Source organism: Micromonospora sp. DH14 (assembly GCF_029809455.1).
GTDB classification, from domain to species: Bacteria; Actinomycetota; Actinomycetes; order Mycobacteriales; family Micromonosporaceae; genus Micromonospora; species Micromonospora parva.
Genome location: NZ_JARVKT010000018.1, coordinates 19,915 through 42,629 on the forward strand (window position 1 = coordinate 19,915; position 22,715 = coordinate 42,629).

Genomic DNA, 22,715 nt, shown 5'->3' on the forward strand with positions numbered 1-22,715 from the left:
CCCGGGGACAGTGTTCCGCCGGCCCCAAGATCGCACGGGATCCTGGGGCCGGCAGGGCCGGCAGGGCCGAGATCAACACGGGTTTGCGGAAATCGCGGTGTCGAGGCCATGGTGATACCCCGACTTCATGGAATCCGAGTCGATCATCACCGCTCTCCCGACAAGCGGGAGAATCTGACCGAATGATGGGCCGACAGCCCGGTCAGCGCTGGATGGACTTGGTCTCCAGGAACTCCTCCAGGCCCATCCGGCCGAACTCGCGGCCGTTGCCGGAGTGCTTGTAGCCGCCGAACGGGGCGAGCGGGTTCCAGTGGCCGGCGTTCACGTCGACCTGGCCCACGCGCAGCCGCCGGGCGACGGCGAGGGCGTGCTCCGGCTCACCGAAGACGCCGCTGGTCAGGCCGTACACCGTGCCGTTGGCGATGGCCACGGCCTCCTCCTCGTCCGCGTAGGGGATGATCGTCAGCACCGGGCCGAAGATCTCCTCCTGGGCGATCGCGGAGGCCGGGTCGACGTCGGCGAAGATCGTCGGCTGGACGTAGGCCCCGACGGTCAGCCCCTCGGGCCGCTGCGGGCCGCCGAACACCAGCCGGGCACCGTCGGCGATGCCCCGCTCGATGTACCCGACCACCTTCTGTCGGTGCGCCTCGGACGCCATCGGGCCGATCCGGGTGGCCTCGTCGCCCGGGTCGCCGACGGTGTACTGCTTCGCGGCCTCGACGGCCAACGCCACGACCTCGTCCTGCCGGGAGGCGGGCACCAGCATCCGGGGCCAGGCGCCGCAGACCTGACCGCCGTTGCTGAACGCCATCATCAGGCCCCGCTCGACAGCGGCGGGCAGGTCGGCGTCGTCCAGGATGATGTTCGCCCCCTTGCCGCCCAGCTCCAGCGCGACCCGCTTGACGCTCGCCGCGGCCACCGCGGAGATGCGCTGCCCGGCGCGGGTGGAGCCGGTGAACGAGATCATGTCGATGTCCGGGTGGGCGGAGATCGCCTCGCCGACCGTCGCGCCGGTGCCGTAGACGACGTTGAAGACGCCCGCCGGTACGCCGGCCTCGGCGGCGCTCTCGGCGAGGATGCGCGCGGTCAGCGGGGCGTTCTCGGACGGCTTGAAGACCATCGTGTTGCCGGCGAGCAGGGCCGGGGCCAGCTTGGAGACGATCTGCTGCAGCGGGAAGTTCCACGGCGTGATCGCGCCGACCACGCCGATCGGCTCGCGGACGATCAGCGAGTTGCCGACCTCCTCGGTCCAGGCGAAGTCGTCGGCCAGGCCGGCGATGGATTCGAGCACCGCGGCCGGGAAGGCGACCTGGGCGGTGCGGGACATGCCGATCGGCGAGCCCATCTCGGCGGTGATCGCCTGGGCGATCTCCTCGGTACGGGCGGCGAGGCCGGCGCCGAGGCGGCGCAGCACGTCCGCCCGGTGCTGCGGGGTGGTCGCCGACCAGGCCGGGAAGGCGGCCCGGGCGGCGGCGACGGCGCGCTCGACGTCGGCGGCGGTGCCGGCCGGGGTCTCGGTGACGACCTCGCCGGTGGCCGGGTTCACGACGGGAAGGGTGCCGGCGGAGCCGGTGACGGTCTCGCCGCCGATCCAGTGGCCGGCGACGGTGTGGGTGGAAGGTGTCATGGACCGACCGTCGCACCGTGCCGGAACCCCAACCAGGTGCGGTTCATCCAGGGTTTCGCGATCCCTGGCTGGGGTCCGGCCCCCCTCAGAGCGCGAGGACGATCCGGCCGGCGGCGGCGCCGGCGTCCTGCCGGGGCCAGGCGCCCGCGACGGCGACGGGCGGGTCGTCGCCGCCATCAACGTGACGGTGCACGCCGCCGAGACCTCGGTGGAGACCCTGCGCGAGGAGTACCTGCCGGGGTTGCTGCGTGCCGCCGCCGACATCGGGCACGACCGGGCGCTCACCGCCGCCGTGCCGGTGGTCACCGCCTAGGGCATGTCCTGTCGATCTTGGTGGCCGCTGGGCAGACCGTGTGGGTAGGGTGCTCGCCATGATCGAGGCCCCCGCATGCCGTTGACGAATCCTTGGCTGGCCGAGCCCACGCCGGCGAAGCGGCTCGATCGTGAACGACTTGAAGAGCGCATTCTCAACCTGCTGTCGTCACAGAACATGTGCGTGCTCGCGACCACGGGTCCGGACGGGCCGCTGGCCACCCCGGTGCGGTACTACCCGCTCGGCTTCACGGTGCTGTTCACGGCCGTGCCGCGTTCGCCGAAGATGCGCAACATCGCTGCCGATCCGCGGGTGTCCGTCGGGATCTTCGCGCCGCTGGTCGGGCTGGCCAGCAGCCGCGGGGCCCAGCTGTTCGGAGCTGCCAGGGCGCTTGAACCGGGGCATTCGGACCGTGCGCACTATTGGGAAGCGTTCCGATGGGAGAACGAGCACGCCGAGCGGGGGCGATCGCTGTCCGAGCCGCCCGAGGACACCCTGGTGGTCGTTGAGACGGAGCGGATTGTCTATACCGAACACTGGCTGCGACGTGAAGGGTTCGCACCCCGCCAGTTCTGGCGTCGCTGAAGATGGCTCTTCCTGCCAACCAGATCATGCAAGCCAGATGGTGGCGGCGACGAGGGCCGGGCTGGTCCGCAGCGTATCGATCATGATGACTGAAAGTGTCGTACGCGTGTTCTAGATTCGGCTCATGGTCGAGGAGTTGCCGCAGGCTGAGGACGCCATCGCGGCCTGCGCCGACACGGCCATCTGGGCGTTGTCCGAGGGTGAGCTGATCGCCGCGCTCGACACCGCGCACCGCATCGAGCAGCGTCTCGCCGCGGTGAAGCTGGCCCTGATCCGTGAGCTCGACGGCCGAGGCACCGCAACCACGCGCGGGGCATCCTCCATCGCGGTCTGGCTCCGCGAACGGTTACGCCTCACCATCCCGGCCGCTCGCCGCCTCGTCGACCTCGCCGCCGTCCTGGACACCGGCAACCCTGGCGTACGGCACGCGCTGGCCGATGGTCACATCACCATGGAGCAGGCCCGGGTGATCGCCGACACGGTCGACACCGTGCGGACCGCCGCGGGCCCCGAGGCAGCTGACAAGTCTCTCGGAGTGCTCGTTGAGTGGGCCGGGCAATTCGACCCGACCCTGTTGCGCAAACTCAGCACCCGCATCCTCGACCACGTCGCACCCGACATCGCCGACGCCGCAGCCGAAGCCGCCCTGGATTCCGCAGCCCGCCGCGCCACCCGTGACCGCCACCTCACCGTTTCCACCCTCGCCGGCGACCGGCTGCGACTCACCGGCATCCTCGACTCCGAGACCGCCGGGCTGCTCCGTGCCGCCATCGACCCCCTCAGCGCACCGTCGGGCCCTGATGACCAGCGCACTCCTGGGCAGCGCCGGCACGACGCCCTCAGCGACGTGTGCCGCCTCGCCCTGCGCACCGGTGAGCTGCCCGAGCACGGCGGTGATCCGGCCCAGGTCGTCGTCACGACCAGCTACGACGGGTTGATCCGGCAACTGGGCATCGGCACCCTCGACACCGGCCTGCGCCTCACTCCCGAGGCCGTGCGCCGCCTCGCCTGCGACGCCGCCATCCTCCCCACCGTCCTGGGCGGCGCCGGCCAACCACTCGACCTTGGTCGACAACGCCGCCTCATCACCGGCCCTCTCCGGCGAGCCCTGGTGCTGCGCGACCGTGGCTGCGCCTTCCCGGGTTGCGACCGACCACCGCGCTGGTGCGACGCGCACCACATCGAGCACTGGGCCGACGGCGGCGACACCAGCATCAACAACGCCGTCCTGCTCTGCGGCCACCATCACCGGCACCTGCACCACAGCGACTGGACCGTGCGCCTGGCAGGCGACGGCCATCCCGAATTCGTCCCACCGGCCTGGCTCGACCCCGAACAACTACCGCGCCGCAACCACTACCACCGACGAACGTGAGCACCACGAGCACGCAACGATCATCCCGGTCAGCAGGCCGATCGAGTGGTCAGCGCAGCGCGCCCTGATCCCGCCCGGGCAGCGAGGCGAGGCGCGGGACCAGGATCCGTACGCTGCTCTCGCCCTGACCCCGGTCGTCCCGGTTCTTCTGGTGAAGGCGGGGTTGCCCGCCGCGTTGCCGGTCCGCCGCGCAGCCGGCCCCTGGCGCGCGCCGGGCTGATCCGCCCGCTGCCCGTCCGGCTGGTCGCGCTGCTGGCTGAATCGCCACCCCGACGAGTGGCTGAAGATGGACGGCCGTTCGGATAGGCGGCCCGATGGTCACGAAAACCGGCGGCGAATCGTCACAACTGGCGGTTAGTCTGCCTCCGCGCGTCGCTGCCCCGGCACGTCGCGCCCCGCGCCCGGTAGGCGCGGCATCGCCGCCACCGCCCACCATCGGCCGGCTCAATCGATTTCAGGAGAGTTAGTGACACAGCAATCCATTGCGACATCGGACAAACTCGACGGTGCGGTGCTCAAGGTGGCGGGCGTCGTCGTCCTCGGCGCGATCATGTCGATCCTCGACGTGACGGTGGTCAGTGTGGCCCTGCCCAAATTCCAGAGCGAGTTCGACGCGTCCTACGCCCGCGTCGCCTGGACCATGACCGCCTACACCCTCGCGCTCGCCACCGTGATCCCGCTCAGCGGGTGGGCGGCGGACCGGTTCGGCACGAAACGGCTCTACATGGTGGCGTTGGCTCTGTTCACGATCGGGTCGGGGCTCTGCGCCATGGCCGACACGATCGGCGAGCTGATCGGCTACCGGGTCCTACAGGGCCTCGGCGGCGGCATGCTCATGCCGCTGGGCATGACCATCATGACCCGGGCGGCCGGGCCGCACCGGATCGGGCGGCTGATGGCCGTCCTCGGCATCCCGATGCTGCTGGGCCCGATCGGCGGCCCGATCCTCGGTGGCTGGCTGATCGACACCGCGAGCTGGCACTGGATCTTCCTGATCAACCTGCCGATCGGCCTGATCGCCCTGATCTACGCGCAGTTCGCGCTGCCGAAGGACGCGCCCGAGCCGTCCGAGTCGTTCGACTTCGTCGGCATGCTCATGCTCTCCCCGGGTCTGGCCCTCTTCCTCTACGGCGTCTCGTCCCTGCCGGAGGTGGGCAGCTTCGCCGAGGCCAGGGTGTGGGCCCCGATGCTGGTCGGCGGGGCGCTGGTGGTGGCGTTCGTGCTCTACTCGTTCAGGCCCCGGCACCCGCTGCTTGACCTGCGGCTGTTCCGCAACCGCAGCCTGACCATCGCGTCGGTGACGATGTTCGTGTTCATCATCGCGTTCATGGGCGCCGGGCTGCTGTTCCCAAGTTACTTCCTGCAGGTGCGCGGTGAGTCGACGCTGGCCGCCGGCCTGCTGATGGCCCCGCAGGGCATCGGCGCGATGATCACCATGCCGATCGCCGGCACGCTCGCCGACCGGGTGCCGATCGGGCGTACGGTCCCGTTCGCGTTGGGGCTCATCGTGATCGGGTTCTTCGGCTTCACCCAGGTCGACCCGCAGACCTCGTACTGGCTGCTCGGCGCGTCGCTGTTCGTGATGGGTCTGGGCATGGGCGGCACGATGATGCCGATCATGACGTCGGCGCTGCGGACGTTGCAGGCGCAGGAGGTGGCGCGCGGCTCGACGCTCGTCAACATCCTTCAGCAGATCGGCGGGTCCGTCGGTGCCGCCGTGATGTCGGTGATCCTCACCAACGAGCTGAACGGCTCCCGGCCGATCCCCGGCCTGGTGGACGAGAGCGGCAAGCCGGTCACCGAGGCGGGGCTGGCCATCGCCTCCCAGCAGCGGCCGGAGCTGCTTCAGCAGATGCCGGTCGACCCGTCGCTCATCGAGCGCGGGCTCGACTTCGCCGCCAAGTCGTTCGCCACCACGTTCTGGGTGGCGTTCGCGCTGGTCGTGCTCACCTTCATCCCGGCCGCCCTGCTGCCGCGCCGACGGCAGCCGGCGCAGCTCGACGACCCGCAGGGCGAGCAGGTCAAGACGCCCGTCGTCATCCACTGACCGACCCCGCCGCGCCCGGCACCCGGTGAGGTGCCGGGCGCGGCGGGTACGTCGTCAGCGCAACGGACCGTCGCCGGGCCCGTCCGGGTCCTCGACCACGTGGATCGCCGCTTCCTCAGCGCTGGCGGCACCCGCGTCGATGCCGGCGTCCCACGCCACCGCCTCGGCCTCGTCGTCCTCGCGGACGCCGTCGTCGTAGGCGACGAGACGGCCGGCGCGCGCCTCCGCCTCGTACCCCCGGCGGGTCAGCTCGTCCTCGTCGTCGCCACCCTCGGCGTACGGGTCGACATCCGGCACCTCCTGGGCGAGGTGCTGCTCCAGCGACTCGCCCGCCCGCTCCTCGGCGGGCGTGGTGCCGAACCGGTTGGCCGCCGTCCAGCGGTCCTCGGCGACGATCCCGGTGTCGAGGGGGTCGCCGACCAGGTCGTCGTCGAGGGTGTCGGAGGCGTCCAGCACCCCGTCGTCCTCGGCCACGTTCCACTCGTCGACGGAATCCATCCGTTCGGTCTGGCTCACGGCGGTCTCCTCTGTGTCACGGTGCGGCAAAGTGCTCAGCCTATGACCGTGCAACGCGCCCGCACCCCGAGGCCTGCCCGCTGTGACGAACGGACCTCGGGGTGCGCCGCACCCGGGCGGGTCAGCGCTTCAGCAGCTCCGCCACGGCGTCGGTGAACTCGACCGGCTGCTCGATGTGCGCGAAGTGTCCGCTTCGCGGCAGGGTCACCAGCCGCGAGTCCGGAAGCCCCGCGTGCAGCTGCTCGGCCCAGCGCGGGCCGCAGATGAAGTCGTACGCCCCGACGATCACCACGACGGGCACGGTGATCTCACCCAGGTTGTCCCGCACGTCGAAGGGCGTGGGGTCCTGCGCGCCGGCCGGCGTCGACCAGATCCGGACGGCCGCCTGAAACGGGGCGAACTCGTCCTGTCGACCCCAGAAGTCCGCGAAGTACGCCGGCAGGGCGGCGCGCAGCGCGGCGCCCAACGACTCGTCGTCCGTCGCGCCGCCGATCTGCGCGAAGGCGGCCGGGACCGCCGCCGCCTCCGGCCGGTCCGGGTGCCGCTGCGGGTAGGCGGCGAGGCCCGCCATGGCCTCGGCCCAGAACTCGGCGCCGGTGACGGGTGAGGTGTCGTACAGGGCGAGGCCGGCGATCCGGTCCGGGTGGGTGAGCGCGTACCGCTGGGCGACGAAACCGCCGTGCGAGTGCCCGAGCAGGTACACCCGGGGTTCGCCGAGGTGCTCGACGACGGCGTGCAGGAACCGGACATAGGTGTCCAGGCGGTAATCGGCGGGGTTGTTCAGCTGCCCGGACGCGCCGGTGCCCACCGGCTCGACGTAGACCATGGTGAAATGCGTCTCAAGGCTCGGCGTCCGCAGGTACGCCCACTCGATGCCGGGGCCGCCGGAGTGCGCCACGCAGACCGGGCCGGTGCCGGCGACGTGGTAGACCTGCCGAACGCCGTCGACGGTGAACGTGTGGGCACCGGGTGCGAGGGCGCTGACGTCGTGGCTGGTGGAACCCATGAACTATCTCCCGATCCGAGACCCGCGCGGCGTCCGCCGACACGGCGACTGTGCATGACGCGGACCAGATGCTCGGGTCGGGGGAAAAGTTCGCTCTCCCGGGAGGGTTTTTCAGACCAGCGCGGGGACGGGGTGGAAGAGGGTCAGTTGGCGTACCCGCCCCTCGCGTAGCACCTGCAACCACAGCGCCGCGGGTGGGCAGTGCTCCGGGTCGTCGGGCGGGCTGATCAGGTCGGTCTCCCAGATCAGGACGTCGCCGCTGGCGGCCACGTTGCGCAGCCGCTGACGTACCCCGGCGGTCAGGTCGCGGTTCATGCCGTTGATAGCCATGTCACGACCGCCGCGCGGGCCGCCCGGCACGATCATTTCGGCGTTCGGCCACCAACTCTCGCGGACCACCCGATCGAAGTCGCCACCCATCGCGGTGGCGATCACGTCGCGGCCCTCGCGCCACCGGGCGTCGTTGGCGGCGGCGACGTCGGCGTGCGCCGTGGTCGCGGCCGTGCGCAGACCGCCGGCGAGCGCACGGCGGGCGTGGTTGAGGCGGCTGCGGACGGTGCCGACCGGCACCCCACACACGGCGGCGATCTGCTCGTACGAGGACGCGTCGCTGAAGTAGCGCAGCAGGGTGACCAGGCGGTCAGGCTCGGACAGCTGCTCGATGGAGTGCCACACCCAGTCGCGCATCGCGACCCGGTCCAGTGCCTCCTCCGGGGTGGGGCTGTCGGCCGGGCCGGTGAACCATTCCGGTTCGGCGACCGGGACGGCTCGGGGCTTGCGGAGCGTCGTGCGGCTGGTGTTGCGGACGATGGCCCGTAACCAGGACCCGACGGCGTTCGGGTCGCGAACCTCGCCGATCCGACGCAGGGCGACGACCATGGTGTCCTGCACCGCGTCTTCGGCGTCCGGCCCGTAACCGAGGACGCTCAGCGCGACGGCCCGCATCCCGGCCTCGTGCCGGGCCAGCAGCACACCGAGCGCGGCGGCGTCTCCTGCCTGCGCGAGCACGACCAGCTCGACGTCGCTCTGCGTCACGTCCAGCTCCTCCCCGAAAAGCCGATTTTGCCGGCTTGTGCTCGCTCAAGCGTACGGCGGGCCGGCGTGTCGATGCCCCGAGCGGCCGGCCGTCCTACGCTGCGGGAGGGCCGGCGGCGCGGGTGGCACGGGTGCCGATCTGCCGCAGGTGCGCGATCAACTCCGGCGGCTCGTGCACCTCCAGCTCGCAACCGAGGGTGAGCAGGCGCCACGCCAGCCACTCCAGCGTGTCGGCGTTGCTGCGCAGCCGACACGAGGTCGCGTCGATCGGGTCCAGCTCGACGCCGGCGCCGCTGAGCGGGCCCGCCATCCGCTCGACCGGCGCGTGCAGCGTCACCACCGCCCGGTAGACGGGGGTCAGCTCAAGCAGCTTCTCCGTCATGAACGTGGCGGCGTCGGACGCCGGCAGTTGCCGGGCGGCGACCCGGTTCCGGGTGGGCCGCAGGTCGGTGATCCGATCGACCCGGAAGATCCGCCAGTCGTCGCGGTCGTTGTCGTAGCCCACCAGATACCAGCACCGCCCGGCCGACACCAGCTTGTACGGCTCGACGAGCCGTTCGGCGTCCACGCCGTCGCGACGGCGGTAGGTGAACCGCAGCCGCTCCCGGTTGTTGACGGCGGCGGCCAGCGCGCTCAGGCGCTCCGGGTCGACAGTCGGTTGGTCCCAGGTGAGCATCGGTTCGGTGGCCGCCCCCAGCGCGCTGACCCGGTGCCGCAGCCTGGATGGCAGCACCTGTTCGAGCTTCGCCAGCGCCCGCACCGAGGCCTCTTCGATGCCGGCCACCGCGTGACCGGCGGCGGTGCGCAGGCCGACAGCGATCGCCACCGCCTCGTCGTCGTCGAGCAGCAGCGGAGGCATCGCCTTGCCGGCGACCAGGCGGTATCCGCCGATCGCGCCCATCGTCGCCCGTACCGGGTAGCCGAGATCGCGCAGCCGCTCCACGTCGCGGCGGATGGTGCGCAGGCTGACCCCGAGCCGGGTGGCCAACTCGCTGCCGGGCCACTCGCGGGGTGTCTGTAACAGCGACAGCAGGCTCAACAGTCGGGCGGGGGTGTCGGACATGGCTCCCAGAATGCCAGCGATGTGTGCCAGAAGCTGTCCTATATGGGCCGTAGCGTCTTCGGCATGACACCCTTTCGCATCGACATCAGCCAGTCGGACCTCGACGACCTGCGTGACCGGCTCTCCCGCACCCGGTGGCCCCGCTCGTTGCCCGGCGCCGGCTGGAGCCGCGGGGTGCCGGTGGACTACCTCCGTGAGCTGACCGGGTACTGGGCGAACGACTACGACTGGCGGGTGCACGAGGCGCGTCTGAACGACTTTCCCCAACTCGTCACCGAGATCGACGGCTTGGACGTGCACCTGCTGCACGTCCGCTCGCCCGAGCCGGACGCGCTGCCGTTGCTGCTCACGCACGGGTGGCCGAACTCCGTCGTCGAGTTCACCGAGCTGATCGGTCCACTCACCGACCCGTGCGCCCACGGCGGTGATCCCACCGACGCGTTTCACGTGGTGGTCCCGTCGGTGCCCGGCTACGGTTTTTCGCAGGCGCCACCGGCCGGTTTCACGATCGACCGGCTCGCCCGGATGTGGGCCGAACTGATGGCCCGGCTCGGCTACCACCGCTACGGCACCCAGGGCGGCGACCTTGGCGCGTACGTCGCGCCGCGGGTGGCGGCGCTGGCGCCGGAGCGGGTGGTCGGTGTGCACATCGACGGCGGGTTCGGCTTCCCGACCGCCGCCGACGTGCCGGACATGAGCGTGGCGGAACGCGCCGAGTGGGAGCAGATGCAGCGGTGGATGAGCGGTGGCGTGGACCATCACGCGCTGCTGCGGGCGGCGCCGCAGACCTTCTCGTACGCCTGGAACGACTCGCCGGTCGGGCTGCTGGCCTGGATGATGCAGAAGTTCAAGGAGTTCACCATGACGGTGCCCACGCCGGAGCAGGCCATCGACCGGGATCACCTGCTCACCAACGTCAGCCTCTACTGGTTCACCGGCACGTCGGGAACGTCGTCGTGGCCCATGTACGAGCGGCTGACCGTTGCCGATGATGGCGGTTTCGCCTGGCCGACGGGCCAACGGCGGGTGCCGTCCGGTGTGTACGGCGGTGGGTCCGCGTTGATGCGCCGCCTCGCAGAGCGGGACAACACCATCGTGCACTGGCCGCAGGGCAACCCGGGCAGCCACTTCGTGGCGATGGACGAGCCGCTGGCGCACACCGCGGACATCCGGGCGTTCTTCCGAGGGCTGCGATGACCGAGCTGACCTGGGACCAGGTCTCCGCCCGACGGCTTCGGCGGCACGGGCTGCGCACATCGGCGGCGGGCGCGGCACCGGACGCCGGGGGCGTCGCCGACGTGGTGTCGACGATGTGCGGCGCACACGCCCAGGTCGCGTCGGCCGCCGAGCTGTCCGTCGGGCTGCGGGTGCCGGGCGCGACCCGCGCCCTGGTGCGCCGGGCACTCTGGACGGATCGCACCCTGGTCAAGACCCGGGGCCCACGCGGCACCGTGCACCTGCTCGCCGCCGCGGACCTGCCGATGTGGGTCGGCGCGCTGACCGCGTTGCCGGCCCCGTCGTGGGAACGCAGCGTGGTCCTGCTGACGCCCCAGCAGAGCGAGCAGGTCCTCGCGGCCATCGCCGACGCGGTCGCCGAGGCCGACCTGACCACCGCCGAGCTGACCGAGGAGATCGTCGCCCGTACCGGCCCGTGGGCGGGCGACCTGGTCATGGAGGCCTTTCAGGACAGGTGGCCCCGGTGGGTCGCCGCGATGACCGACGCCACCCGCAGCGGGGTGATCTGCTTCGGCCCGAACCGCGGTCGGGTCACCACGTACACCAGCCCGACCCGGTGGCTGCCCGATTTCGCGCCGATGCCCGGTCGCGCCGCACTGGCCGCACTCGTGCGCAGCTACCTGTACGCGTACGGCCCGGCCACCCCGGCGCAGTTCGCCAGGTGGTTGGCGGTCCCTCCGGCGTGGGGGAAATGGCTGTTCGACTCGCTCGACCTGACCGAGGTGACAGTGGAGGGCACCACGGCCTGGGTGGCCGCCGACGACACCGACTTCCCCGATGACCGGCCGTCCGGGTTACGGCTGCTGCCCTACTTCGACGCGTACGCGGTCGGCTGCCACCCGCGTGAGCGGCTCTTCCCCGGTGCCGCCGCCACCCGGGCGCTCGCCGGAGGCCAGGCCGGCAACTACCCGGTGCTGCTGGTGGACGGGGTGGTCGCCGGCGTCTGGCACCAACGCCGCTCCGGCCGGTCGATCCGCGTCACCGTCGAACCGCTGCGCCCGCTCGACGCGGCCCGGCAACGTGCGCTGGCGCAGGAGGTCGACCGGGTCGGCGAGATCCTGGAGGGCCGGGCGTCGCTGACCGTCGGCACCGTCGGTGTCGGCCCGCACGCCTGAGCACGCCGGCCTGCCGGCTGGGCGAGGATGAGAGGGTGCTCCCCGAACCGGTCGACCACGCGCCCCGGCAGGCGTTCCCCTGGGCGATGCTGCGCCAGCGCTGGGAGGATCTCACGTTCCTGCACTGGGCGGTCGATCCGGCGCTCGTCGCGCCGTTGCTTCCCGTCGGGACCCGGCCGGACACACTCCACGGGGTCAGCTACGTCGGCCTGATCGGTTTCCGGATGGTCGGGCTGGGCTTCGGCCGTGGCCCGGGGGTGCCCTACTTCGGCGCCTTCTCAGAAACCAACGTCCGGCTCTACTCCGTCGACGACGACGGCCGACGAGCCGTGGTGTTCCGGTCGCTCGACGCGTCCCGCCTGGTGCCGGTGCTGGTGGCCCGGGCGACGCTGCGCCTGCCGTACCTCTGGTCGTCGATGCGGTTGGCACGCGACGGTGACCGCCGCACCTACCGGTGCCGGCGGCGCTGGCCGGGGCCGGCGGGCGCGACGAGCCGGATGGTGGTGCGGGTCGGGGAGCGGATCGTCGAGCCGACCCCGCTCGACCATTTCCTCACTGCCCGTTGGGGGCTGCACACCCGGGCGTACGGACGCACGCTGCACCTGCCGAACTGGCATCCGAGCTGGCCGCTGCACCGGTGCGAGTTGCTGCACCTGGATGACGAGCTGGTTGCCGCCGCCGGGTTGCCGGCACCGGTCGGGCCGCCGGTCAGCGTGCTCTACTCGCCCGGTGTCGGAGTCCGGTTCGGCCGGCCGGTGGCGGCCCGGCTACGTGCTGCCGGGCCGCCGCGGGCTCAGTAGCGGCCGCCCTCGGGCGCGGGCAGGGCGTCCAGGTCGGCCAGGTCCTCGGCGCTGAGCCGCACGTCAGCGGCCGCACAGTTGTCCACCAGGTATGTCGGGGTCTTGGTGCCGGGGATCGGGATGACCTGATCATCCTGGGCCACCACCCAGGCGAGGGCGACCTGGGCGGGGCTCACGCCCGCCCGATCGGCGATCTCCCGGACCCGGGCGACGATGGCGAGGTTGGCGCGCAGCGCGTCCTGTTGGAAGCGCGGCAGGCCGCGTCGGAAGTCGTCGGCGGGAAGGTCGTCGAACGAGCTGAACCGGCCGGCGAGGAAACCGCGGCCGAGCGGGGAGAACGGCAGGAAGGCGATGCCCTGCTGGGCGCAGTACGGCAGCACCTCGGTCAACGGGTCGCGGGTCCACAGTGACAGCTCGGACTGCACCGACGCGACCGGGTGCACCGCCTGGGCCCGCACGATCTGGGCGACCGTCACCTCGGAGAGCCCGATCTGCAGGGCCTTGCCGGCCGCCACGACCTCCGCCATCGCGCCCCAGGACTCCTCGATGGGCACCTGCGGGTCGACCCGGTGCAGCTGGTAGAGGTCGACGTGGTCGGTGCCGAGGCGGCGCAGGCTCTCGTCGATCGCCGCGCGGATGTGCTCCGGGCGGCCGTTGTTGCCGATCCTCGGCGAGTTGCCGGGGCCGCCGGTGGGGGAGGTGGCCACCAGGCCGACCTTCGTGGCCAGCACGGCCCGCTCCCGCTCGCCGTCGGCGAGCGCCCGCCCGACCAGCTCCTCATTGGTGTACGGCCCGTACACGTCCGACGTGTCGATCAGTGTCGCGCCCAGGTCCAGCGCCTGTCGGATGACGGAGATCGACGTGTCGTCGTCGCGAGGGCCGGTGATGTCGTAGCCGTGGCTCATGCCCATGCAGCCGAGGCCGATGACGCCGACCTCGGGGCCGGTGCTGCCCAGCGTGGTGGTTCGCATGCGACCCAGGCTACGACCGACGCGGGCGGCGGGCACCTCGCGCGTCGGGGTGGCCGGGTCGACCGCCCCGACGCTCGGGTGCCCGCGTCGCCCCTCGGGCTCCTCGCCGCTCAGGACGTCAACTGGGTGAAGCGGATGCTGTTGCCGAACGGATCGCGCAGGGCGCAGTCGATCCCGTAGAAGCGTTCGGTGGGTTCCTCGGTGAACTCGACGCCCCGGCCCAGCAGCGTCTCGTACGTCTTGCGGCAGTCGTCGGTGGAGAAGATCAGCGAGCCGCCCATCGCGCCCTTGGTGACCAGGGCGCGGACCTGCTGGGCGGTCTCCTCGGACAGCGCCGGTGGGCCGGGCCTCTCCAACAGGATCTGGCGACCCGGCTCGCCGGGGACGTTGACGGTCAGCCAGCGCATGAAGCCCATGTCGACGTCGGCGTTGACCTCCAGGCCGAGCTTGCCGACATAGAAGGCGAGGGCCTCGTCCTGGTCGAGGACGTAGATCTGCGAGTGCGTGATCGCGGTGAACATGCACGTCACGGTAGGGGTCCGCGCCGCCGGACGCTTATCCGAAACTGCTCGGTGACGACTCTCACCAGAATCGGACTCGTGAGTCCGGTACGGTGGACACGAAGCGGACCTGCGAGTCCGGATATGACCCACCGTCACCACGAGGAGCCCCCATGACCCCGGTACGGATCAGCGACGCCCTGCGCGCGGTGGTCTTCGAACCCACCCGCGACCTGACCGAGGCGCTCGACGAGTTCTACGCCCCGGACTACACCCACCGCAGCGACGGCGAGACCCTCGACCGGGCCGGATTCGTCGAGATGGTGACCCGGGTGCGCGGCCAGATCGTCGGCGGCACCGTGCGGGTTCTCGACGAGCTGCGCGACGGTCTCCGCTACGCCGAACGGCACGTCTACGAGATCACCCTGACCGACGGGTCGACCGCCAGGCGGGAGATCGCCATCTTCGGGTCGTACGCCGAGGACGGCCGGTTCCGCCACCTCAGCGAAACCGGCTTCGACCTGCCCGCCTGACCCACCTCGACAATCAGCACCGGAGAGAGAGCCATGCCCCGCCTTGCCGACCCCGACCCGAACGCCATTCCGGCTGACGTCCGCGACGTCCTGGCCGCCCTGCCGCCCGACCCGATGGTCAAGATGCTGACCCACTCGGTCGGCACGGTGGCCCTCTTCATCCAGCTCGCGAAGGCGCAGTTCACCTCGCTGGAGCTGCCCGCCCGCTCGCGGGAGCTGGTCATCCTGACGGTCGCCGAGTACGCCGGCTGCGAGTTCGTGGCGGCCCAGCACCGCCCGATGTCCGAGGCCGCCGGCGTCGACCAGCGCACCCGCGAGATCATCAGCAGCCGGGACCTCGACAACCCGGGCCTTGCGGCCGACGACCGGACCCTCATCCGGTTCGCCGCCGAGGTGGTGCGCTCACCGCGCGTTCCCGACGACCTCTTCGACGAGGTCCGGGGCAACCTCAGCGAGCGCGAGATCGTCGAGGTGCTCCAGGTGATCGGCTACTACTGGTCGTTCGGCCGGGTGGCCACGGTGCTCGACGTCGAACTCACCACCGTGTACGGCGACGAGCCGCTGCTGACCGGCGGGACCGAACGGGCAGACTGACGCCATGACCCCACCGACGCCGAGCGACCCGGACGCACCCCGTCGGCGGCTGGACGCCCGTCGCAACCAGGAACGGGTCATCGCCGCCGCCCGGGAACTCTTCACCGAGCAGGGTCTGCAGGTGACGGTGCCGCAGGTGGCAGAGCGGGCCGGGGTGGGTCGCGCGACGGTGTACCGCAGCTACCCCAGCAAGGAGGACCTGATCGTCGCTGTGGTCCAGCGGCAGTTTGAGGAGCTGGAGCAGCGCATCCACGCGGCGCTCGACGGCGCTGACGCGTACCAGGAGTGGTGTTCGTTCGTGCCCGACCTGTTCGGACGCCTGGCGCGCGACCGGGTCCTCGCCGACGCGTTCTTCGAGGGCCGGCTGGTGCCCGCCGCGCGCATCCTGAGCCTGATCGGGCAGCTGGTGGCGGCGGCCCGGCCGTCCGGCAAGATCCGCCAGGACGCCGGGGAGTTGGACACCCGGGTGCTTCTCTGCGGGGCGGTTCGGCAGCTCATCGTGCTCGACGAGCGTGACCCGGCGGTGTGGCGCCGCTACGCCGACCTGGTGGTCAACGCGTTCCGCCGCTGACCATCGGGCTGACACTTAGTGCTTGACCTAAGTGTCAGCCCGATGGAATTGTTAGGTGTATGGCTAAGCATATGGAGGGCGACGCGCTCGACGGCGTGCTCCACGCGCTGTCCGACCCCACCCGCCGCCAGGTCGTGGAGCGCCTGGCGGTAGGCCCGGCCACGACCAGCGAGCTGGCCCGCCCGTTCGACATGGCGCTGCCGTCGTTCACCCAGCACCTGCACGTCCTTGAGCGCTGCGGCCTGGTGACGTCGGAGAAGCAGGGCCGGGTGCGCACCTACCGGCTCGCGCCTCGGTCGCTCGAAGGCCTCGACACCTGGCTCGCCGCGCAACGCGCCCGGTGGACCCGACGCCTCGACCAACTCGACTCGGTTCTCTACGACCTGAAGGAGCAACAGCGATGACCGCCTACCCGGTGAACCCCGATTTCGATCTCGTCCTGCAGCGCCGCGTCGACGTGGCCCCCGAACTGGTCTGGCGCGCCTGGACCACGCCCGAGCTGCTGATGCGGTGGTTCAGCCCGAAACCCTGGTCGACCATCGCCTGCGAGATCGACCTGCGGCCCGGCGGCCGGTTCGACACCACCATGCGCTCGCCCGAGGGTGAGGAATTTCCGAGCAGCGGCTGCATCCTGGTGGCCGACGAGGGCTCAACGCTGGTCTTCACCTCCGCCATGGGCGCCGGGTTCCGCCCGATCGTCACCGCCGACGGCTTCCCGTTCACCGCGGTGGTCCAGATCGAGCCGGACGGCGCCGGCACGAAGTACACCGCCACCGCGATCCACGCCGACGCGTCGGCGAAGAAGTCGCACGAGGAGATGGGCTTCCACGAGGGCTGGGGTGCGGCATTGGACCAGCTCGTCGAGCTCGCCAGGACCCTCTGAGCAGCGGCTCCGCTTGCATGCATCGGCGTTGATCGATATTGTTCGCGGAGGCGCCGCCCCGCCTCAGGCCACCATCGTCGATCCGAAGCGGGTTCCGCATGCGCACACTGAGACTTGTCACGACCATGGCCGTCGCCGGACTGCTGGCCGGTGGGGCGGCGGTGGTCACCGCCACACCGGCCAGCGCGGCGACCGCCGTGTTCTCCGTGACGAACAACTGGGGCAACGGCTACCAGGGGCAGGTCACCGTCACCAACGACACCTCCGCGCCGATCAGCAGTTGGCGGGTCGAGTTCGACCTGCCGTCCTCCTCGACCATCACCCAGTCGTGGAATGCGCAGCAGACCACCTCGGGCAGTCACCACACCTTCGCCAACGTGTCCTGGAACGGCAACCTCGCCGCTGGCGCCTCGACCTCGTTCGGCTTCCTCGTCAACGGCACCGGCACCCCGGTCAACTGCACGGTGAACGGCGCCGGCTGTGCCGGCGGCCCGCCCCCGACCACGCCCCCGACCACGCCGCCGACCACGCCGCCGCCCACCACCGGCACGCCCGTCGAGCGGCACGGGCAGCTGCGGGTCTGCGGCACCACGATGTGCGACAGGTCCGGCGCCCGGGTGCAGCTGCGCGGCATCAGCAGCATGTGGCTCAACTGGGAGACCGCCCCGTACGCCGAGAACCTCTCCGCGCTGCGCTGGATGCGTGACAACTGGAACCTCCAGGTGATCCGCGCGGCGATGGGGGTGGAGCCGGCGGGGGCGTACCTCAGCGACCCGGCCAAGGCGCGCGCACAGGTGGAGACCATCATCAACAACGCGGTCACCGCCGGGGTGTACGTGATCGTCGACTGGCACGCGCACGAGGCACAGAACAACCAGTCCCAGGCGGTGGCGTTCTTCGGCGACCTGGCCCGCCGGTACGGCAACCTGCCCAACGTCATCTGGGAGCCCTACAACGAGCCGCTCCAGGTCAGCTGGACCAACGTCATCAAGCCGTACCACCAGGCGGTGGTGTCCGCGATCCGCGCCGCCGACCCGGACAACATCATCGTGCTCGGCACCCCGACCTGGTCACAGGACGTCGACGTCGCGGCGGCCAGCCCGGTCACCGGCACCAACCTGATGTACACGCTGCACTTCTACTCCTGCACCCACGGGTCGTCACTGCGGGCCAAGGGGGACGCCGCGATCCGCGCGGGTCTGGCGCTGTTCGTCACGGAGTGGGGCGCCAGCAACGCCGACGGCGGCCTCGACGGCCGGGCCTGCCTGCCCGAGGCGCAGTCCTGGATCGACTGGATGAAGGCGAACGGCATCTCCTGGACGGCCTGGAAGCTCGACGTCGGCACCGACACCACCAACCTGCTCAGCCCGGGCGCGCCGGTGACCGGCGGGTGGACCAACTACCTGCACGGCCACGCGCCGTTCGTCGTGGCGAACATGAGGTGACCCCGGTCGCTGCGGGGCCGTGATCGATCCAGTCGCGACTGGTGATGTCGGGGTGTCCAGGCCGGCAGGATGCCCCGACATCGCCAGGCACTGTCGGACGGGTCAGGGGGTGAAGGCCCGCCGGTACGCGGTAGGGGTGGTGGCGAAGGCCCGTTGGAAATGCGCCCGCAGGTTGGTTGCCGTGCCCAGGCCGGTGCGCCGCGCGATCTCGTCGACGGTGATGTCGCCGTTCTCGAGCAGAGTGCAGGCTGCGCGCAGCCGTTGCTGGATCAGCCAGGCCCGGGGGCTCATCCGGAACCGGTTCTGGAAGCTGCGGTGCAGCGTACGGCTGGACATCACCCCCTGTCGGGCAAGGTCCGCGACGGTGATCGGACGATGCAGGTTGCTGATCGCCCAGGCGGTGACCTCGGCCAACTCGTCGTCCGCACCCGCGCCGCCGACCGGAATGAACTGTGCCTGGCCGCCGGCCCGGTGCAGTGGGGTGACCAGGTGACGGGCCCGGTGGATGGCGACATCCTGCCCGTGGTCGCGGCCGACCAGGTAGAGGCACAGGTCGAGGCCGGCGGCGAGCCCGGCGCTGGTCAGCACCTCGCCCTCGTCGATGTAGAGCGCGTTGGCGTCCACCAGCACCCGGGGGTGCTCGTCCGCCAGCGCGTCGGCGTGCGCCCAGTGGGTGGTCGCGCGACGGCCGTCGAGCAGACCGGCCTGGGCCAGCGCGAAGGCGCCGGTGCAGATCGACGCGATGCGGGCGCCCCGAGCGTGCGCCCGCCGCAGCGCTTCGAGGGCGCGCGCCGGTGCCGGGCCACGGCGGAACCCGGGCACGATCACCGTGTCGGCGTCGTCGAGGGCGTCGAGCGACGCGGCGACGGTCAGCTCCAGGCCGGCGGTGGTGGTGGAGACCGGGCCGCTGTCCAGTGCGCACACCGTCATCGCGTACCGGCCGTTGCCCTCGTGGCCGAAGACCTGCGTCGCGATGGTCAGGTCGAAGGCGACGACAGTGGGTAGGGCGAGGACGGCGACCCGATGCGTGGCGGAAATCTTACGCATGATGGCAACAATGCCACTCGCCGCCGTCCGGTCGTCCGGCGATCCTGGGCGGTATGCGAATCGACATTGTGGTGTTCGACGGCTTCGACGAACTGGACGTCTTCGGGCCGTTCGAGGTGCTGTCGATGGCCGGGTTCGAGGTGCGGCTGGTCGCCGTCGAACGGCCCGGGCCGGTCACCAGCATGCGGGGCGTCCACCTCCAGGTCCCCGAGGTGCTCGGTCCGGCCGACGGCGTGATCGTCCCCGGTGGAGGGTGGTTGAACCGGGCCGCCGAGGGTGCCTGGGCCCAGGCGCGGCGGGGCGTGCTCCCGGCCCGGCTGGCCGCGCTGGCGCCGTCGGCGCGTTGGATGGCGTCGGTGTGCACCGGTGCGCTGCTCCTCGCCGCCGCCGGTCTGCTGGATGGCCGCCGGGCGACCACCAACCGCAACGCGTACGACGAGTTGCGCGCGCGGGACGTCACAGTGCTCGACGAGCGGGTGGTCGACGACGGTGATCGGGTCACCGCCGGCGCGCTCTCGGCCGGGCTCGATCTGGGCCTGTGGCTCACCGAACGGGAACTCGGTGCCGCCACGGCGAACCGGGTCGCCGCGACCATCGAATACCGGCCGCAGACCCGCTGACGGCGCGACCCCGTCCGCTGCCTGACCAACCCGCCTGAGCAGGCAGGACAGAACGGGCGCGTCACCTTAACGCGCTGGAAACACCCCCGGTACCAACCCTGGGAACGCTCGTCGGACAGTCGACACCACCGACACGCGAACCGGGGTGACCATGGCCGACAACACCACGAACGCGCCGACGTACGACGGGCCGGTGGGCCGGTCCGGTAATGGCCGGACACCGCCCACCCCGCGCACCAACGCGGCCCTGTCGCTTGCCGACGGCGACCCGGCCGACCTGGCCACGATCGGGGTGGAGGAGGAGTTCCACGTCGTCGACCTGCACACCCGGGAGTTGGTGCCCCGCGCCGGCGAGTTGCTCGACCGGTTGCCGGCGGCCTCGTTCACCGCCGAGCTGCACCGCAGCGTGGTGGAGACCAACACCGCGGTCTGCCGCACCCTCGACGAGATCCGCGCCGAGCTGACCGGGCTGCGGCACAGCGCCGTCCAGGTCGCCGACCGGGCCGGGCTGGGCATCGTGGCGGCCGGCACGGTGCCGTTGCGCGCCGACGGTGACCCCAGCGTCACACCCACCTCCCGCTACCGGCGGATGCTCGACGAGTACCAGCTGCTCGCCCGGGAGCAGCTGATCTGCGGGGCGCAGGTGCACGTCGGCGTCGCGGACCGGGACCTGGCGGTGGCGGTCACCCGTCGGGTCCAGCCGTGGCTGCCGGTGCTGCTCGCCCTCTCCACCAGCTCGCCGTACTGGATGGGGCAGGACAGCGGGTACGCCAGCGTCCGGTCGCTGGTCTGGCAGCGCTGGCCCACCGCCGGCGACCCGGGCGAGGTGACCGGCGCCGCCGACCACGAGGCGCTGGTCGCCGAACTGATCGCCTCCGAGACCATCACCGACCCCGCCATGATCTATTTCGACGTCCGGCCGTCGGCGCACGTGCCCACAGTGGAACTGCGGATCACCGACGCCAACCCGGACGTGGAGACCATCGTCCTGCTCACCGGCCTGTTCCGGGCGCTCGTGCGGCGGGAGGTCGCGGCCCTGCGCGCCGGGGTGGAGCGCACCGCCGTGCGACCACCGGTGCTGCGGGCGGCCGTGTGGCGGGCGGCCCGCTCCGGCCTGGAAGGTGACCTGCTCGACCTGCCCCGCTCGGCCCGGCCGGTGCCGGCCGCCCAGGCGGTCCGCCGCCTGGTGACCGACCTGCGCCCGCAATTGGCGGCGACGGGGGACTGGGAGCAGGTCAGCGAGCTGACCCGGTACGCGCTGCAACGCGGCAGCTCCGCCGCGCGACAGCGGCGGGCGTACCAGCGGCGTGGCCGGTTGGCCGACGTGGTCGACCTGCTGCTCGACGAGACCCGGGGCCGGGTCCGTGGGCCGCTGCCGGGCGCGCCGACACCGCCGGCGCTGCCCACGTACGCCGACGCCGGCGACGAGGTCTTCGGACCGGCCGGACCGCAACCGGTGTACGCCCCGATGCTGGCGGCCCTGCGTCAGCTCGGTGCCGGCGTCCTGCGTCAACGCGAGCACGACCGGGACGAGGAGCAGCGGGCCCGGGGGGTGACGTTCAGCGTGGCGGGTGAGGCGAGCACGCGGCTCTTCCCGGTGGACCTGGTGCCCCGGGTGGTGCCCGCCGCCGACTGGCGGGCCCTGCGGACCGGCCTGGTGCAACGCGCCCGCGCCCTCGACGCGTTCCTGCGCGACGTCTACGCCGACCGGGCCGTGGTGGCCGACGGCGTGGTGCCGGCGTGGGTGGTGGAGTCGTCACCCGGGCTGCGCCCGACCGGGGCGCTGATGGGCCGGCGGGGCACCCGCGCCCAGGTGTCCGGCACCGACCTGGTCCGCGACCCCGACGGCGGCTGGTACGTGCTGGAGGACAACCTGCGGGTGCCCTCCGGGATCGGCTACGCGGTGCAGAACCGTCGGCTCACCCGGGCGGTGCTGCCGGAACTGCCGGTGCCGGAGGATCTGCTGCCCGCCGACGAGACGCCCGCGATGCTGTACCGGGCGTTGGTCGCCGCCGCGCCCGCCACGACCGACGACCCCGCCGTGGTGGTGCTCAGCGGCGGCCCCGGTGATCCGGCGTGGTTCGAGCACCGGCTGCTCGCCGACGAGATGGGTGTGCCGCTGACCGAGACCAGCGACCTGCTGGTGGAGGAGGGCCGGGTCCGGCTGGTCCGGGAGGGCTGCCGCCGCGAGGTGGACGTGATCTACCTGCGGATGGACGAGGAGGCGCTGCTGCACGCCCCGGGCGCGGACGGGGTGCCCTTGGGGTGGCCGTTGCTCGCCGCGGTGCACGCCGGGCGGCTCACCCTGGCCAACGCGCTGGGCAACGGCGTCGCCGACGACAAGGCGTTGTACGCCTACGTTCCCCGGCTGGTCGAGTACTACCTGGGCGAGAAGCCGCTGCTGGGAGACGTGCCCACCTACCTGTGTGGGCTGCCCGAGCAGCGGGCCGAGGTGCTGGGCCGGCTCGACCAACTGGTGCTCAAACCGGTCGACGGGTACGGCGGTGACCGGGTGGTGATCGGCCCCCGGGCCGAGGCCGAGGAGTTGGACGCGGTCCGGGAGCAGATCCTCGCGGCCCCGCACCGGTGGATCGCCCAGGAGGTGGTCGCGCTGACCACCCACCCGGTCTTCGACGGCGCGGCGCTGGCTCCCCGCCACGTCGACCTGCGGGCGTTCGTGTTCCTCGGTGACACCGCCGAGGTGGCGCCGGTGGCGCTGACCCGGGTGGCACCGGCCGGCAGCATGATCGTCAACTCGTCGCGGGGCGGCGGGTCGAAGGACACCTGGCTGCTCGGTGGAGCCGACGAACCGCCGGTGTAACCCACGCTTGAC

At 71.8% G+C, this 22,715-nt stretch carries 23 protein-coding genes; 15 read left to right on the forward strand and 8 right to left on the reverse strand.

The annotated features are described in order from the left end of the window. Window positions 1-202: 202 nt before the first annotated feature. Entirely contained in the window at window positions 203-1,627 is a 1,425-nt protein-coding gene (locus QCZ28_RS22075; RefSeq protein ID WP_279518431.1) for an aldehyde dehydrogenase family protein, read from the reverse strand. 187 nt (window positions 1,628-1,814) lie between these two features. Between QCZ28_RS22075 and QCZ28_RS22080 the strand changes: the two genes are divergently transcribed. The 4 genes from QCZ28_RS22080 to QCZ28_RS22095 all read left to right on the forward strand — a co-directional run bounded on the left by QCZ28_RS22080 (window position 1,815) and on the right by QCZ28_RS22095 (window position 5,947). Further along, window positions 1,815-1,940: a hypothetical protein gene (locus QCZ28_RS22080; RefSeq protein WP_279518432.1), complete on the forward strand. Its 126-nt coding sequence runs from the start codon at window positions 1,815-1,817 to the stop codon at window positions 1,938-1,940. 75 nt (window positions 1,941-2,015) lie between these two features. Then, a complete protein-coding gene (locus tag QCZ28_RS22085) occupies window positions 2,016-2,525 on the forward strand; it encodes a pyridoxamine 5'-phosphate oxidase family protein (protein WP_279518433.1) in 510 nt (169 codons plus the stop codon). 124 nt (window positions 2,526-2,649) lie between these two features. Next, complete coding sequence (locus tag QCZ28_RS22090) at window positions 2,650-3,900, forward strand: HNH endonuclease signature motif containing protein (RefSeq protein ID WP_279518434.1); 1,251 nt, start codon at window positions 2,650-2,652, stop codon at window positions 3,898-3,900. 466 nt (window positions 3,901-4,366) lie between these two features. Next, window positions 4,367-5,947: a DHA2 family efflux MFS transporter permease subunit gene (locus QCZ28_RS22095; RefSeq protein WP_279518435.1), complete on the forward strand. Its 1,581-nt coding sequence runs from the start codon at window positions 4,367-4,369 to the stop codon at window positions 5,945-5,947. Between the two features lie 54 nt (window positions 5,948-6,001). Here QCZ28_RS22095 and QCZ28_RS22100 read toward each other — a convergent pair whose 3' ends face one another. The 4 genes from QCZ28_RS22100 to QCZ28_RS22115 all read right to left on the reverse strand — a co-directional run bounded on the left by QCZ28_RS22100 (window position 6,002) and on the right by QCZ28_RS22115 (window position 9,567). Then, window positions 6,002-6,463 carry a DUF5709 domain-containing protein gene (locus tag QCZ28_RS22100; protein ID WP_279518436.1) on the reverse strand — a complete coding sequence of 154 codons (462 nt, stop codon included), beginning with the start codon at window positions 6,461-6,463 and terminating at the stop codon, window positions 6,002-6,004. A gap of 121 nt (window positions 6,464-6,584) precedes the next feature. After that, a complete protein-coding gene (locus tag QCZ28_RS22105) occupies window positions 6,585-7,469 on the reverse strand; it encodes an alpha/beta hydrolase (RefSeq protein WP_279518437.1) in 885 nt (294 codons plus the stop codon). A 111-nt stretch (window positions 7,470-7,580) separates the two neighbouring features. Continuing rightward, window positions 7,581-8,504: a sigma-70 family RNA polymerase sigma factor gene (locus tag QCZ28_RS22110; protein WP_279518438.1), complete on the reverse strand. Its 924-nt coding sequence runs from the start codon at window positions 8,502-8,504 to the stop codon at window positions 7,581-7,583. Between the two features lie 94 nt (window positions 8,505-8,598). Next, window positions 8,599-9,567 carry a YafY family protein gene (locus QCZ28_RS22115; RefSeq protein WP_279518439.1) on the reverse strand — a complete coding sequence of 323 codons (969 nt, stop codon included), beginning with the start codon at window positions 9,565-9,567 and terminating at the stop codon, window positions 8,599-8,601. Between the two features lie 63 nt (window positions 9,568-9,630). Between QCZ28_RS22115 and QCZ28_RS22120 the strand changes: the two genes are divergently transcribed. From QCZ28_RS22120 to QCZ28_RS22130, 3 genes are read left to right on the forward strand one after another with little or no spacing between them, the layout of a single operon-like run. Next, window positions 9,631-10,764: an epoxide hydrolase gene (locus tag QCZ28_RS22120; RefSeq protein WP_279518440.1), complete on the forward strand. Its 1,134-nt coding sequence runs from the start codon at window positions 9,631-9,633 to the stop codon at window positions 10,762-10,764. After that, window positions 10,761-11,918: a winged helix DNA-binding domain-containing protein gene (locus tag QCZ28_RS22125; RefSeq protein ID WP_279518441.1), complete on the forward strand. Its 1,158-nt coding sequence runs from the start codon at window positions 10,761-10,763 to the stop codon at window positions 11,916-11,918. Before QCZ28_RS22120 ends, QCZ28_RS22125 begins: the two co-directional genes overlap by 4 nt. Window positions 11,919-11,953: 35 nt before the next feature. Next, window positions 11,954-12,718, forward strand: coding sequence for a DUF2071 domain-containing protein (locus tag QCZ28_RS22130; RefSeq protein WP_279518442.1), 765 nt, complete (start codon window positions 11,954-11,956; stop codon window positions 12,716-12,718). On the opposite strand, the gene QCZ28_RS22135 is transcribed toward QCZ28_RS22130, so the two are convergent. Further along, complete coding sequence (locus QCZ28_RS22135) at window positions 12,712-13,689, reverse strand: aldo/keto reductase (RefSeq protein WP_279518443.1); 978 nt, start codon at window positions 13,687-13,689, stop codon at window positions 12,712-12,714. The genes QCZ28_RS22130 and QCZ28_RS22135 overlap by 7 nt on opposite strands. 110 nt (window positions 13,690-13,799) lie before the next feature. After that, window positions 13,800-14,210, reverse strand: coding sequence for a VOC family protein (locus tag QCZ28_RS22140; protein ID WP_279518444.1), 411 nt, complete (start codon window positions 14,208-14,210; stop codon window positions 13,800-13,802). 152 nt (window positions 14,211-14,362) lie between these two features. Between QCZ28_RS22140 and QCZ28_RS22145 the strand changes: the two genes are divergently transcribed. The 6 genes from QCZ28_RS22145 (at window position 14,363) to QCZ28_RS22170 (ending at window position 18,215) form a co-directional block, all read left to right on the forward strand. Beyond that, the gene (locus tag QCZ28_RS22145) at window positions 14,363-14,722 is read left to right on the forward strand and encodes a hypothetical protein (RefSeq protein WP_279518445.1); all 360 of its coding nucleotides are present in this window, start codon (window positions 14,363-14,365) and stop codon (window positions 14,720-14,722) included. A 33-nt stretch (window positions 14,723-14,755) separates the two neighbouring features. Beyond that, on the forward strand, window positions 14,756-15,316 hold the full coding sequence (locus QCZ28_RS22150; protein WP_279518446.1) for a carboxymuconolactone decarboxylase family protein: 561 nt from the start codon (window positions 14,756-14,758) through the stop codon (window positions 15,314-15,316). Between the two features lie 4 nt (window positions 15,317-15,320). Continuing rightward, window positions 15,321-15,887 (forward strand): helix-turn-helix domain containing protein, encoded by a 567-nt coding sequence (locus tag QCZ28_RS22155; protein ID WP_279518447.1) that lies wholly within the window; start codon window positions 15,321-15,323, stop codon window positions 15,885-15,887. A 59-nt stretch (window positions 15,888-15,946) separates the two neighbouring features. Then, window positions 15,947-16,291 carry a metalloregulator ArsR/SmtB family transcription factor gene (locus tag QCZ28_RS22160; RefSeq protein ID WP_279518448.1) on the forward strand — a complete coding sequence of 115 codons (345 nt, stop codon included), beginning with the start codon at window positions 15,947-15,949 and terminating at the stop codon, window positions 16,289-16,291. After that, window positions 16,288-16,770, forward strand: a complete 483-nt coding sequence (locus QCZ28_RS22165) for an SRPBCC family protein (protein WP_279518449.1) — start codon at window positions 16,288-16,290, stop codon at window positions 16,768-16,770. Before QCZ28_RS22160 ends, QCZ28_RS22165 begins: the two co-directional genes overlap by 4 nt. Window positions 16,771-16,868: 98 nt before the next feature. Further along, window positions 16,869-18,215, forward strand: a complete 1,347-nt coding sequence (locus QCZ28_RS22170; protein WP_279518450.1) for a cellulase family glycosylhydrolase — start codon at window positions 16,869-16,871, stop codon at window positions 18,213-18,215. A 102-nt stretch (window positions 18,216-18,317) separates the two neighbouring features. Here QCZ28_RS22170 and QCZ28_RS22175 read toward each other — a convergent pair whose 3' ends face one another. Next, the gene (locus QCZ28_RS22175) at window positions 18,318-19,262 is read right to left on the reverse strand and encodes a DJ-1/PfpI family protein (protein WP_279518451.1); all 945 of its coding nucleotides are present in this window, start codon (window positions 19,260-19,262) and stop codon (window positions 18,318-18,320) included. 53 nt (window positions 19,263-19,315) lie between these two features. Between QCZ28_RS22175 and QCZ28_RS22180 the strand changes: the two genes are divergently transcribed. Further along, entirely contained in the window at window positions 19,316-19,882 is a 567-nt protein-coding gene (locus tag QCZ28_RS22180) for a DJ-1/PfpI family protein (RefSeq protein ID WP_279518452.1), read from the forward strand. Window positions 19,883-20,033: 151 nt separating this feature from the next. Beyond that, entirely contained in the window at window positions 20,034-22,703 is a 2,670-nt protein-coding gene (locus QCZ28_RS22185) for a carboxylate--amine ligase/circularly permuted type 2 ATP-grasp protein (protein ID WP_279518453.1), read from the forward strand. Window positions 22,704-22,715: the final 12 nt, after the last annotated feature.